At 35.0% G+C, this 12,166-nt stretch carries 11 protein-coding genes; 10 read left to right on the top strand and 1 reads right to left on the bottom strand.

The annotated features are described in order from the left end of the window. The first annotated feature begins 2 nt into the window (after positions 1-2). The 3 genes from MTQ00_RS10645 (at position 3) to gap (ending at position 5,751) form a co-directional block, all read left to right on the top strand. The gene (locus MTQ00_RS10645) at positions 3-3,158 is read left to right on the top strand and encodes an efflux RND transporter permease subunit (protein WP_273648901.1); all 3,156 of its coding nucleotides are present in this window, start codon (positions 3-5) and stop codon (positions 3,156-3,158) included. 32 nt (positions 3,159-3,190) lie between these two features. After that, positions 3,191-4,603, top strand: a complete 1,413-nt coding sequence (locus tag MTQ00_RS10640; RefSeq protein ID WP_273648900.1) for a TolC family protein — start codon at positions 3,191-3,193, stop codon at positions 4,601-4,603. 170 nt (positions 4,604-4,773) lie between these two features. Then, entirely contained in the window at positions 4,774-5,751 is a 978-nt protein-coding gene (gap, locus tag MTQ00_RS10635; protein WP_273648898.1) for a type I glyceraldehyde-3-phosphate dehydrogenase, read from the top strand. 319 nt (positions 5,752-6,070) lie between these two features. Here the strand turns inward: gap and MTQ00_RS10630 are convergent, their stop codons facing one another. Beyond that, positions 6,071-6,616, bottom strand: coding sequence for an NAD(P)H-dependent oxidoreductase (locus tag MTQ00_RS10630; RefSeq protein ID WP_273648896.1), 546 nt, complete (start codon positions 6,614-6,616; stop codon positions 6,071-6,073). A gap of 110 nt (positions 6,617-6,726) precedes the next feature. On the opposite strand from MTQ00_RS10630, the gene MTQ00_RS10625 reads away from it, so the two are divergent. From MTQ00_RS10625 to MTQ00_RS10595, 7 genes are all read left to right on the top strand, one after another. Then, positions 6,727-7,113, top strand: a complete 387-nt coding sequence (locus tag MTQ00_RS10625; RefSeq protein ID WP_273648894.1) for a winged helix-turn-helix transcriptional regulator — start codon at positions 6,727-6,729, stop codon at positions 7,111-7,113. 167 nt (positions 7,114-7,280) lie between these two features. Further along, the gene (locus MTQ00_RS10620; RefSeq protein WP_273648892.1) at positions 7,281-7,871 is read left to right on the top strand and encodes a TetR/AcrR family transcriptional regulator; all 591 of its coding nucleotides are present in this window, start codon (positions 7,281-7,283) and stop codon (positions 7,869-7,871) included. 69 nt (positions 7,872-7,940) lie between these two features. After that, complete coding sequence (locus MTQ00_RS10615; protein ID WP_273648891.1) at positions 7,941-8,399, top strand: hypothetical protein; 459 nt, start codon at positions 7,941-7,943, stop codon at positions 8,397-8,399. Positions 8,400-8,401: 2 nt separating this feature from the next. Continuing rightward, the gene (locus tag MTQ00_RS10610; RefSeq protein ID WP_273648889.1) at positions 8,402-8,704 is read left to right on the top strand and encodes a DUF3817 domain-containing protein; all 303 of its coding nucleotides are present in this window, start codon (positions 8,402-8,404) and stop codon (positions 8,702-8,704) included. 143 nt (positions 8,705-8,847) lie between these two features. Then, a complete protein-coding gene (locus tag MTQ00_RS10605) occupies positions 8,848-11,295 on the top strand; it encodes a heavy metal translocating P-type ATPase (RefSeq protein WP_273648888.1) in 2,448 nt (815 codons plus the stop codon). 54 nt (positions 11,296-11,349) lie between these two features. Next, positions 11,350-11,499: a cbb3-type cytochrome oxidase assembly protein CcoS gene (gene ccoS, locus MTQ00_RS10600; RefSeq protein WP_273648886.1), complete on the top strand. Its 150-nt coding sequence runs from the start codon at positions 11,350-11,352 to the stop codon at positions 11,497-11,499. A 139-nt stretch (positions 11,500-11,638) separates the two neighbouring features. After that, positions 11,639-12,091, top strand: coding sequence for a FixH family protein (locus tag MTQ00_RS10595; protein ID WP_273648884.1), 453 nt, complete (start codon positions 11,639-11,641; stop codon positions 12,089-12,091). Positions 12,092-12,166: the final 75 nt, after the last annotated feature.

The following is a 12,166-nucleotide window of genomic DNA, read 5'->3' as shown; positions in this document are numbered from 1 at the left end:
TTATGTTAAAAGTTTTTATAGACAAACCGGTTATTGCGACAGTAGTTTCCATTATGCTGGTCATTTTGGGAGTCGTAGGTCTCATGGATCTTCCCATTCAACAATTTCCGGACATTGCACCTCCTGTCGTTCAGGTTTCCGCAAACTATCCCGGCGCCAATGCCGAAACAATGGTTCGTGCCGTTGCACCCGCTCTCGAAGAATCAATCAATGGAGTTGAAAACATGACTTACATGAGTTCAACATCCAGCAATGACGGAACACTCACCATATCGGTCTATTTTAAGTTAGGTACAGACCCCGATCAGGCTGCGGTGAATGTTCAAAATCGTGTTTCATCTGCAACAGGATTGTTGCCGACCGAAGTGGTTCAGGCCGGTATAACCACGCAAAAAGTTCAAAATTCACTGGTCATGGCAATCAATCTAATGAGTGAAAATCCAAAACTATATGATGCAACATATTTAACAAATTATGCTCAAATAAACGTAATTCCAGAGATAAAACGTATACAAGGAGTTGGACAGGTAAGATTTTTAGGAAGCAATAAAGATTACTCCATGCGTATTTGGCTAAATCCGGCACAGATGACCGCATATAGTATTACTCCTAACGAGGTCATGGCAGCTGTCAAAAGTAAGAACCAAGAGGCGGCACCAGGAAGATTAGGACAATCAAGTAACCGATCTTTTGAGTATGTTCTTAAGTATTCAGGAAAATATACCAAACCTGAAGAATATGGAAACATGATCATTAGATCTAACTCAGATGGAACTATCTTGAAATTAAGAGATGTTGCCAAAGTTGAATTGGGAAGTTATACTTACAATTCTTTGAACACAGTACATGACAAACAAAGTATTTTGTTTGAGGTAGTTCAATTACCGGGGTCAAATTCTAGGGAAATACAAACCAAAGTGGGTGAATATCTAAAAAAAGCTGAGAAAGATTTTCCACCCGGAATCAAGCAGCAAATTCTGTACAACACCAAAGATATGTTGGATCAATCCATTGAACAGGTTCAACAAACTTTACTGGAAGCCTTTATCCTTGTATTTATTGTCGTTTACATATTCTTACAGGATTTCCGATCCACATTGATTCCCGCCATTGCTGTACCCGTAGCAATTATCGGAACATTCTTTTTCATGTCGATTTTCGGATTTTCAATAAATCTTCTAACCTTATTTGCACTTGTTCTTGCTATCGGAATCGTTGTGGATGATGCAATCGTTGTGGTGGAAGCCGTTCATTCAAAACTTGAACATAAAAACATCACACCGAGAAAAGCTACCATGTCCGCTATGCACGAAATAACCGGCGCAATCATCTCCATTACTCTTGTAATGGCGGCGGTTTTTCTACCTGTTGGATTTATGGACGGTTCAGCCGGGGTCTTTTATCGTCAATTTGCCTTTACTCTGGCAATAGCTATTTCTATTTCTGCTGTAAATGCATTAACCTTGAGTCCCGCTTTGTGTGCTTTGCTTTTGAAAGATGTCAATCATGACCATCACGAAAAGCCGAAAAATTTCAAACAAAGATTTTTCTTCGCATTTAACAAAGGTTTTGAAAATGTAACCTCACGATATGTTGGTAGCGTAAAGAAAATGATAAAATTTAAATGGATAAGCCTTGGAGCACTTGTGGTAATCATGCTGGTAACAGGATTATTAATAAGAAAAACTCCCACAGGATTTATTCCTTCCGAGGATTTGGGCTTTATTGCCATCTCAGTTAATCTTCCTCCCGGTTCATCGATGAAGAGAACGCAGGCAATTCTTGATGAAGCTGCTGACAAAGTTAGAGATATGCCCGCAAAGTTTGCTTTCAACCAGGTAGCGGGATTTAACATATTGACAAGTTCTACAAGTCCATCTTCGGGTGTTGCATTTTTCAGGATGAAGAAAGACGGAGAACGCGGTGATATGAATGACGTATCCGCAAATATTGCAGAACTTCAGAAACGTATGAATACGATCAAAGGTGCGCAATGTTTTGTCTTTTCATTCCCGACAGTACCGGGATTCAGTAATGTAGATGCACTGGATATAGTTCTTGAAGATAAAGCAGGCGGAAAACTTGATAAATTCGGAGGTATTGCAAATCGTTTTATTGCAGAACTGATGAAAAGACCTGAAATCGCAGTAGCTTTTACAACATTTCGCGCGGATTATCCGCAGTTTGAAATGATATTGGATCACGAAAAAATCGAACAGCTCGGTATTGATGAAAAAGATGTATTAAGCAGTATGCAGGCATATTTTGGAAGTGCTCAGGTATCAGATTTCAACCGATTTGGTAAATATTATCGGGTGATGATCCAGGCGGAAAAAGAAGAACGCGCCGACCTTGCTTCAATGAATGAAATTTATGTCAAAAATAAAACAGGAAGTATGGTACCCGTTAATACAATAGTGAGTTTGAAAAGGGTGTTTGGCCCTGAAGTCATTACCCGGTACAATCTTTACAACTCTATTGGGGTAAATGCAGTGCCGAAACCAGGCTACAGTTCAGGAGATGCAATTCAGGCTATTAGGGAAGTCGCAGAAAAAGAATTACCTACAGGTTATTCTTTTGAATTTTCCGGAATGACAAGAGAGGAAATTTTATCCGGTGGACAATCTGTGTTAATATTTGCATTATCGCTTTTGTTTGTTTATTTCTTGTTATGCGCTCAATACAACAGTTACATCCTGCCTTTGGCCGTTGTTCTGTCGGTACCTACCGGTATAATCGGAGTTTTTGCGGCAATACGTCTGGCAGGGATTGACAACAATATTTATATTCAGGTTGCTTTGATTATGCTGATCGGATTACTTGCTAAAAATGCAATTCTGATCGTGGAGTTTGCATCCCAACGAAGAAATGCTGGACACTCACTGGTAGAATCCGCACTGGAAGCTGCCAAACTGAGAATACGTCCAATTATTATGACGTCGATTGCATTTGTTGCCGGTATTGCGCCGATGATGAGAGCAACAGGACCTTCTGCAATGGGTAACCACTCCATCAGCATAGGTGCCGCTGGAGGAATGATTGGCGGCGTTGTGTTAGGACTGTTTTTTATTCCTGTTTTGTTTATCGTTTTTCAGGCTCTGCATGAAAAGGTATCAGGAAAGCCTAAAAATATAACTGCAGAACCGGTCTTACAATAGATTGAAACTTTAATCAAATTCATCTTAAAGAAATGAAAAAATACTTTAAAATAACTGTCACAGCAAATATCCTTTTAATTATTATCGGTTGTACAGTCTCCAAGGACTTGAAAACACCTGCACCCGAACTGCCTTCGACATTTCGTAATGTGTTGACTGAGGATACAATGTCGATCGCTTCTGTTCCCTGGAAAGAATTTTACAAAGATCAAATACTTCAGAAGTTAATTGACAGTACAATTATCAGAAATTATGATATGCAAATCGCACTTAAAAACGTAGAAGAATCTCAATTAAGATTGAAACAATCAAAATGGAATAATGTACCGGTTGTAGGGCTGAATATTACATCTTCAATAACCAATCCTTCGAATAGCAGTCTGAATGGAATGTCAACTTCACAGTTTCTTGGAACCAATCATCTGGAAGATTATACTACAGGAGTTAGTTTGTCTTGGGAAGCAGATATATGGGGTAAGATCCGTAGCAAAAACAAAGTTGCTCTTGCTTCGTATCTGTTAACCAATGAAGCACGTAAGGCAATACAGACTGAATTAATTGCAAATGTAACTCAGGGCTATTATAATTTGATAATGCTAGATGAACAATTGAAAATTGCGCAAAGAAACATCTTACTGAATGAGAGTACTGTTAAGATGATGAATTTACAATTTGAGTCGGGTAAGGTTACCTCACTTGCTGTAGAGCAGGCTGAAGCCCAACTTTTGGCAACACAAAAATTGATTCCGGAATTGGAACAGTATATTATTGAGCAGGAAAATGCTCTACGCATTTTAAGTGGTGATCTCCCTGCTACCATTAACCGCAGTAACTTGTCAGCACAAGTGATACTTCCTGAAACATTATCCGCTGGTTTACCTTCTACATTACTGAGGCTTAGACCCGATATTAAAAGTAGGGAATACGAACTTCTATTGTCGAACGCCAAAGTAGGTATAAGTAAAGCTGAATTGTATCCGTCATTAAGAATAACGGCAAGTGGCGGTGTAAATTCTCTAAAGGTGAGCGAATGGTTTAATATTCCTGCGGCACTCTTCGGTATCGTTGGTGCAAGTGTTGTGCAGCCTCTTTTACAACATAAAGAACTGAGCACTCAATATAAAGTGGATCTGGTAGAACGTGAAAAGTCAGTCCTGAAATTTAGGCAATCGGTTGTGAATGCTGTGGGTGAAGTTTCAGATGCGCTGGTCAAAATTGAAAAATTAAAATCACAAGAAATAATTGCTGAAAAAAGACTGAATAAGCTTCAACAAGCTATAACAAGAGCAAATGATTTGTTCAATAATGGAATGGCTACATATCTGGAAGTTATTATTGCTCAAGGGAATGTCCTGCAAAGCGAACTGGATTTGGCACTGATAAGAAGATCGGAACTGAATGCAATATCCGAACTTTATCGAAGTCTCGGAGGAGGGGTAAATTGATCATTGCATTGAGTATGAATACGTAACTATTCTCACATAGACACAAGCAACTGGTAGCAGCAATATTCTTTCATTAAAAAAAAACAATGAATTTATTCAACCCTTGCTCAGTTTTATTTTTAAAAATTAGTGAACAAAAAAATGATAAATAAAATTAAAATTTAAACATTATGAAAATAGCAATTAATGGTTTTGGCCGAATAGGAAGAATGACTCTAAAAGCTCTTCAAAATCATCCCGAGGTAGAAATAGTGGCAATAAATGATTTGACTGATGTGAAAACATTGGCTCATTTATTAAAATACGATACAGCTCATGGACTTTTTCCGTCGCAAATATCAACTGATGACAATAGTATATTTATCAACGGCAAGAAGATCATAATAACCAACGAAAAAAATCCTATCGATCTTCCTTGGAAAGAGTTAGGGATAGATGTGGTAGTTGAATCCACAGGACGCTTTACTAACAAAAAAATGGCACATTCACATATTGAGGCTGGAGCAAAAAAAGTTCTTATAACAGCTCCGGCGTCAGGTGGAGTTGAAACGATTGTTCATGGTGTCAATAATCCACCTGTCTATACTGATCAAATTTATTCTACCGCATCTTGTACCACTGGATGCATTGCGCCTATACTTTATGTCCTTGATAAGGAATTTGGAGTGGAATCTGGTTTTATGGCCACTGTTCATGCTTTTACTGCAGATCAAAACTTGCAGGATGCACCTCACAGTGATCTACGTCGTGCCAGAGCTGCGTCGTATTCAATTATTCCCACAACAACAGGTGCAGCGAAGGCTATCGGAGATGTTTTGCCTAATTTAAAGGGTAAGCTGGATGGCTTCTCGTACCGCGTTCCGGTTATTGATGTTTCCATAGTAGATCTGTCAATAAATCTGAGCAAAGAGATATCTACTGAAATGATTAATGATCTTTTTAAGCATTATGCCGGAAATTCATTAAATGGTATTATGGAATATACTGAAGTACCTTTTGTGTCGGCAGACATTCTAGGTAACAAACACTCTTCCGTTGTCGATGGCAGCATGACCAAGACAATTGGTAAAATGGTCAAAGTGGTTGCCTGGTATGACAATGAAGTTGGTATCTCCAACAGAATAGCCGAATTGGTTTCTTTGATATAAGTTAGGTATTGTCAGAGAGTACCTATTGGCGATTCAGAAGATATTTTGGTTACAATTTCCAGATCTAGAAATTTTATTTCAAAAAAATGAATATTGTATTCAAACATAAATGTCTAATAGAAAAAAACATTTGCCATGTTACTATGGCAGATGCTTTTTCGCTATATTATTTAAAAATGAAAAATCGTCACTTATGATAACTAAATGACGATTTTTATAATTTTTGCGATTGACAATAATTTGCTTTCAGAAATAAAAATTAACTGTATTAATCACCTTATAATTTTATTTATCTCTGGTTACCATATTATGAAATTACTTATTCTATTGACTTTAGGAATTCAATTAGGTTTTTTGCCTGATGTTTTGCTTTTAGTATAATTTCTTCTTTGGTGAAACCCGAATTAACGGATGTATCGTGAAAATAGATTGGATCAATGTAATTCATTTGGGTATAATAGGCAGTTTGTTCAATGTTTTTGCAAAATTCGTGAACCTTAAAATGATGTTCTCCTAAAGCTTTGTAATCTTTTTCTGGGGCTCCGACTGTAAAACTAGGAATGAAATTTTTACCTTTCAATTTGTCTCCCGTACTACCATAAGCAAAACCATACTCTAAAACAACATCAAACCATTGTTTTAAGATAGCAGGCATATTATACCAATAAATGGGATACTGAAAAATAATATTCTTATGTTTCAAAATAAATTCCTGTTCAATTTTCGCATCGATATTGTAATCTGGATATAATGACGCAATGTTTCTGATTTCTACATTGATGTCGCTTGTTATAAGCTCCTCTACAATTGCTTTATTCGCTAATGATTTTTCAAAATTTGGGTGCGCTAGAATGAGTAATGCCATAAGATTTTTTATTGATATTGTAAACTATAATAATTATAGTTACAAAATTATTTTTAGTTTTATAGATTTGCAATAACTATCAATTTAGATAGCTTTCAATTTTATGAATTATGAAGAAAGAATATTTAGGAAAACACGTTGTATTAGGTAAAAAAATTTACCCTTGTTCCGTAAGTTTGGCAATGGATTTAGTTGGAGGAAAATGGAAAACAGTAATTCTTTACCATTTAAAAGATGAAGGGAAACGTTTTAGTGAAATTCGTAAGGAATTATTTTCTGTCACGGAAATGACTTTAAGTATTCAACTGAAACAATTGGAAAAAGATGGTTTGGTTTCAAGAAAAGTATATGGGGAAAAACCACCAATAAAAGTTGTCTATAGTTTGACCAATTTTGGTAAGTCATTTATTCCTGTATTAGAGGCAATCACTATTTGGGGAAATGAAATTGTAGCAGAAAAGGGTAAATTTGTGCCCGCTTTTACAGAGCAAGCTTAAATTTTCATATCAATCATTACCATTTTTTGGATAAGTTGTAATTTGAGAGTAGATTCATTCTCATAAGTAGGATTTCAATTACAGATTTTAGCCAAATTAGCAATCACTATAAATAGTGGCGTTGTGAAAATTCTAAAAAATTTGTTACTTTGCTCAACCCGTTATATATGAAAAAATCAGAAGCAACCCGGCAGAATATTCTTCAAAAAGCATTTGAAGTCATTTACATGCACGGTTATCAGACAACAAGTGTAGATGAAATTATTGCCACAACACAAGTAACAAAAGGCGCTTTTTATTATCATTTCAAAACTAAGGACGATATGGGTCTAGCAATTATCAATGAGTTGATGATACCTGGTTTCAAAAAGACCTTTCTTGATCCTTTTAATGTGGACGAAAATCCATTAGATACCATTTATAATTTACTACATTTTCTGTTGATGGAAAGTGAAGATCTAAAGGTTGAATATGGTTGCCCGGCATCAAATTTCGCACAGGAAATGGCTCCATGGAATATTGAATTCACAAAGGCCCTAAACACGCTTTCTCTAGAGTGGAAAAAAACAATTATCAATTCCATAGAAAAAGGGAAAGACAAAGGTTATATAAATAGATCAGTCAAAGGGGACGAGGTAGCAGTTTTTATACTTTCGGGTTATTGGGGAGTGAGAAACCTTGGAAAAATTAAGAATTCAAAATCAGTTTACATTACTTTTTTGAATGCGGTTAAAACCTATTTTCTTAGCCTAAAATAAAATTTTTATCAAAAAACATTCTAACTAGTATGTTTTTGTATTATCTTTGCGTCATTGAAATTTTAAACAATGTATCAGACGCTTATATTTCTACACTCCATCCTTAGATGGTTGGTTTTACTAAGTTTATTATATTCTATTTTTAGAGCTTACAAGGGTTACTTTAGTTCGGGAGAATTTTTAAAAATTGATAATGCGGTAAGACACTGGACAGCTACAATTGCTCATATTCAATTGGTTTTGGGAATTATACTGTATTCTCAAAGTCCGATCATTAAATACTTTTGGAACAATTTTGATGAAGCAAAAGAATCATCGGATGTATTATTTTTCGGGATGATCCATATTTCCCTAATGCTGCTTTCAATCATTTTGATTACTATCGGATCCTCAATTTCAAAAAGAAAAACAACAGATCGAGAGAAGTTTAAAACAATATTGATTTACTTTATTATTGCTTTAGTTATTATTTTCATAGCCATTCCATGGCCATTTTCACCATTTGCCAACAGACCCTATTTGAGATAATTATGATAAATCTATTAAAAACAAAAGTCGGACGTTTGAGAATTATTGCCATTCTTGAAGGAATCTCATTATTAACATTGATTTTTATTGCGGTGCCTTTAAAATATGGTTTTGATAATCCGGGTCTGGTCAAGATGATGGGACCGATACACGGTTCGCTATTCTTATTATTTTTATTTAATACTTTAAGTGTTGGTGTTGAGCAAAATTGGAAATTTAAAGAGATTACATGGAAAGTATTGGTTGCGTGTATGATCCCATTTGGAACCTTTTACGTAGACAAAAAGATTTTAAGTAAACTGTGATCAATCGTGCGATTTTATTTATAGAGTCTATAAAGCACAACATCTTCTGCTAGATCTTAACATATAATCAAAGCAATGCGTTACAGTTCAAAATTTGGTAAGCAAGAATAGTTGAGTTCTTTTTTAATTTTTAATAATTTGAGATGATTGAATATTGTTTTCATTGTGGGCTTGATATTGAAAAGGATAGAATTCCTTTTGATGAAAAAATTTTTTGCTGTAACGGTTGCAGATCGGTTTACGAAATTTTGAACAGCAATAATTTGACAAATTTTTATGAACTAAATGCCCGAGCCGGAATACGACCAAACGACGAGAATTCTTCTCAGTTTGATTACCTTGATACTCCTAGTATTTTTGCAACTATTACGGATTTTTCAGAAGGTTCTACAAGTTTGGTGACGTTTAAAATTCCTGTAATTCATTGTTCATCTTGTATTTGGCTTCTGGAAAGTCTTCAGATGTTAAATAAGGATATAAAATATTCACAGGTGAATTTTACAAGAAAAACTTTGAAGATTTCATTTAATCATCAGGATTTAAAATTAAGTGAATTGGCAAAATTTTTAACTAACCTGGGGTACAAACCCTCTATAAGTTTGGAAACTGCTGACAAAAATGAAGATCATTTAGATAAATCTTTGCTTGTCAAATTGGCAATTGCCGGTTTTGGTTTTGGTAACGGAATGTTTCTCGCATTTCCGGAATATATTGGGGGTAATGATGTTTGGATGGAAAATTATAAAGGCTTATTCAGATTTTTGATGTTTATATTAGCTTTACCAGTTGTGTTTTATTCGGCTTCAGATTATTATAAATCTGCCTGGTATGGCTTAAAAAATAAGATAGTCAACATTGACGTACCGATAGTTCTTGGAATTTTTGTCTTGTTTGGCAGAAGTGTTTATGAGGTTTTGACTGATTATGGCGCAGGATATTTTGACACGTTATGCGGGTTATTATTCTTTATGCTTATGGGAAAAATGTTCCAGAAGAGAACCTATAGCTCATTGTCCTACGATAGGGATTATAAGTCATTCTACCCAATTGCTGTTACAAAAGTAGACTTCGGTGGGATACAGGAGAATATTTTACTTTCTGAAGTTAAAGTAGGGGATAGGATCTTGGTCCGAAACCAAGAGATAATACCTGTTGATGCAGTTCTTATCAATGGTGAGGGTAATATAGACAACAGTTTCATAACAGGAGAAAGTGAAAGCATCAGCAAGCAACCTGGTGATAAAATTTATGCCGGAGGGAAGCAAATCGGTTCATCTTTAGAGTTGGAAGTAATTAAAAATGTAGACCAGAGCTATCTTACCCAACTCTGGAACAAAGAGGCTTTTAAAAAGCATGAAACAGGATTGGACACTCTAATCAACGAAATCAGTAAATATTTTACTTTCATTATTGTAGGTATAGCAATCATTGCCGGAATTTATTGGTACTTCATCGATCTGGAAAAAATGTATCAGGTAGTTTCTGCAATTTTAATTATTGCATGTCCGTGTGCCCTGGCACTTTCATCACCATTTACATTCGGACATGTTATGAGGATCTTGGGTAGAAATAAATTTTATGTAAAAGATACTTTGACAATTGAAAAAATAGCGAAACTGGATACTATTGTTTTTGATAAAACAGGAACCATTACTGAAAGGAAGAAGTCGAATATCAAATTTGAAGGAGACATGCAAGAGTTTGATTTATGTAATGTGAAGACCTTACTGAAAAATTCAAACCATCCTCTGTCAAAATCTCTTTACGAATTTATTAATTGCAATGATGGTTATTTTCCGGTAGAAAATTTTAATGAAATTTCAGGAAAAGGTTATCAGGGTAATGTTCGTGGAAATTTATATAAGATCGGTTCTGCAAAACACATTGGGCAAGAATCAAAAAATCTTGAAACGGCGGTCTATATAAGTAAAAACGAAAAGTTTTTGGGGAAGTTTATATTTAAAAATGAATATCGTGAAAACCTTAAAACCTTGTTTTCGAGATTAAACTTTTATAAAATATTTATTTTAAGCGGAGATAATTCTTCTGAAGAATTACAGCTGAAAGCAATCATTCCAAATGTTACCTCGATGGCATTCAATCAAAGTCCTGAGGATAAACTCAATTATATTCAAAAACTTCAGAACGCCGGAATGAAAATTGGCATGCTCGGAGATGGATTAAATGACGCAGGAGCTTTGAAGCAAAGTAATGTTGGGATTGCTATATCTGATGATACGAATAGTTTTACACCATCTTCTGATGTGATTATGAAGGGTGACAGAGTTTACAGACTTGACGATTATTTTAATGTCTGCAAAGGGTCGATTACCATCGTGAAAATGACATTCGGCATCAGTATTCTTTATAATATTCTTGGATTAAGTTTTGCTGTCACCGGAAACATTTCACCATTGTTTGCCGCTATCCTAATGCCAATGAGTTCCATTACAGTCATTTCATTTACAACTCTTTCGACCTGGATTTTGGGTCGCAGATATTTTAATAAAATGAAAAAAAAATATAGAGATAATGATTTTATTAATACTGACTTTATCTCTGCAACTTCCGCTACCGCTATCCCACAATAAAAACCAACGGAATTAGTATTGCAAAATTTCTTAAAAATTTAAATTTGTCACAATATGGAGATTCTATATTTAATGATCTTATGCAGCGTATCTTTAGCTGTTGTTTTCCTAATAATATTTATTGTTTATGCTAGAAGAGGCCAGTTTGAAGATGATGAATCTCCGGCGGTACGTATACTTTTTGACGACGAAATGAAAGAGTAGATGATCTTTCAGTGAGGATATATTGAATTTGTGTAAACAAAGCATTAACATCGGAGTTTACGACATGAAAGGAAAATTAGTCAACTCTTATCAAATATATTTTAAAGGTTCTTTTAAATTACAGTTTAAATTTTAAATTATGAAAAATTTCACTTGGGGACACGGTATTGTTTTAGCCCTTGCCTCTTTTATTATATTTATTTTATCAATGCTATTCTTATTTCCGAACGGGCAAAAAAACTCCGAATTGGTAACTGAATATTATTATGAAGAGGAACTTCAGTACCAGAACGTTATTGATGCTAAAAAAAGAGCAGACAATCTCGCAGAAAAACCGGTTTATTCTCAGTCAGCAGACGGAATTACTCTGAAATTTCCTCAGGATATTAATAATACAAATTCTACCTTCAGTTTTGTTTTAAACAGAGTAGAGGACCAGAATTTAGACATCAAAAAGGCGATAAAATTAGATGGTAATCAGTCATTCACTATTCCTAAAGAGGTTTTAAAAGCCGGAGGTTATACTTTAAGACTGAGCTGGACAAAAAATAAAGCCGACTACCGAATCGACTATGATGTGATATGGAAATAGCATTGATCATATCTGAAATTGTTTAGGCTTTGCATCCGGTTTTCACTGTGTTGGAATATTAGGTTCATATTCATT

The organism is Chryseobacterium sp. B21-037 (genome assembly GCF_028570785.1).
Lineage (GTDB): Bacteria > Bacteroidota > Bacteroidia > Flavobacteriales > Weeksellaceae > Chryseobacterium > Chryseobacterium proteolyticum.
Note: the sequence above shows the minus strand (reverse complement) of the source record. Positions and strands in the feature narration are given on the sequence as shown.

Bases quoted from the DNA above. Each gene is read 5' to 3' on its own strand.
- MTQ00_RS10645 (WP_273648901.1), top strand. From the start codon at position 3: ATGTTAAAAGTTTTTATAGACAAACCGGTTATTGCGACAGTAGTTTCC.
- MTQ00_RS10640 (WP_273648900.1), top strand. From the start codon at position 3,191: ATGAAAAAATACTTTAAAATAACTGTCACAGCAAATATCCTTTTAATT.
- gap (WP_273648898.1), top strand. From the start codon at position 4,774: ATGAAAATAGCAATTAATGGTTTTGGCCGAATAGGAAGAATGACTCTA.
- MTQ00_RS10630 (WP_273648896.1), bottom strand. From the start codon at position 6,616: ATGGCATTACTCATTCTAGCGCACCCAAATTTTGAAAAATCATTAGCG.
- MTQ00_RS10625 (WP_273648894.1), top strand. From the start codon at position 6,727: ATGAAGAAAGAATATTTAGGAAAACACGTTGTATTAGGTAAAAAAATT.
- MTQ00_RS10620 (WP_273648892.1), top strand. From the start codon at position 7,281: ATGAAAAAATCAGAAGCAACCCGGCAGAATATTCTTCAAAAAGCATTT.
- MTQ00_RS10615 (WP_273648891.1), top strand. From the start codon at position 7,941: ATGTATCAGACGCTTATATTTCTACACTCCATCCTTAGATGGTTGGTT.
- MTQ00_RS10610 (WP_273648889.1), top strand. From the start codon at position 8,402: ATGATAAATCTATTAAAAACAAAAGTCGGACGTTTGAGAATTATTGCC.
- MTQ00_RS10605 (WP_273648888.1), top strand. From the start codon at position 8,848: ATGATTGAATATTGTTTTCATTGTGGGCTTGATATTGAAAAGGATAGA.
- ccoS (WP_273648886.1), top strand. From the start codon at position 11,350: ATGGAGATTCTATATTTAATGATCTTATGCAGCGTATCTTTAGCTGTT.
- MTQ00_RS10595 (WP_273648884.1), top strand. From the start codon at position 11,639: ATGAAAAATTTCACTTGGGGACACGGTATTGTTTTAGCCCTTGCCTCT.